General features: G+C 67.9%; 2 protein-coding genes. Both read left to right on the top strand.

Annotated elements, in window-relative coordinates:
- Positions 1–439, top strand: a 439-nt coding sequence (locus tag QP996_RS11735) for an EamA family transporter (protein ID WP_284872812.1), incomplete at its 5' end; no start/stop codon positions are given.
- Positions 436–792, top strand: a 357-nt coding sequence (locus QP996_RS11730; protein WP_284872811.1) for an NAD(P)-dependent oxidoreductase, incomplete at its 3' end; no start/stop codon positions are given. The genes QP996_RS11735 and QP996_RS11730, both read left to right, overlap by 4 nt.

Raw genomic sequence — 792 nt, 5'->3', positions numbered from 1 at the left:
TGCAGGACTCGGTGGCACAGGGGCCATGGCCACGGGCGTGGTCCTGACCAAGAAGTGGAAGCTCCCCCAAGGTGTCTCGCCCATCGCATTGGCCGGTTGGCAGCTGACGGCCGCCGGCCTTCTGCTGGCGATCCCGGCGCTGCTGGTGGAGGGGCCACCGGCAGTGATTTCCGGTCGTGGCTGGCTTGGGTACGCCTGGCTCGGCCTGGTCGGGGCACTGGTCTCTTACAGCCTCTGGTTCACCGGCATCCGACGCCTGCCCGTCACGTCCACAGCCCTCCTGGGACTTCTCTCGCCGTTGGTCGCCGCCCTGCTCGGCGTCCTGATCGCGCACGAACACCTCGGAGCCGAGCAGTACCTCGGCTTCGCGATCGCCCTGGCCGCCATGGTCTGTGGCCAGCTCCCCGCACCCACCCATCGTCGAAAGGACAATTCATGAACATCACGGTTCTCGGAGCCACCGGCATGGCCGGCGCAGCGATCGCGCAGGAGGCCACACGCCGCGGCCACCACGTCACTGCCGTATCGCGGAACCCACAGGAGACCAACGACCCGCATACCACCGTCACTCGTCTCGATCTGACAGACCTCGAGGCACCCTTGCAGCCCGTCCTGAACGACGCAGACGCCGTCGTGCTCACCGTGCGCATGGCCCCCGGCGACGAAAGCCGTATGGCTCCGCTGACCAGCCGTGTCCTCGACCACGCCGCCGTCGCGGGGGTCCGGGTCTTGGTCGTGGGAGGAGCAGCGCCCTTGCGCTCACCTCACGATCGAGAGTTGCTCGTCCTGGAC

Source organism: Corynebacterium sp. MSK008 (assembly GCF_030232585.1).
Taxonomy (GTDB): domain Bacteria; phylum Actinomycetota; class Actinomycetes; order Mycobacteriales; family Mycobacteriaceae; genus Corynebacterium.
Note: the sequence above shows the minus strand (reverse complement) of the source record. Positions and strands in the feature narration are given on the sequence as shown.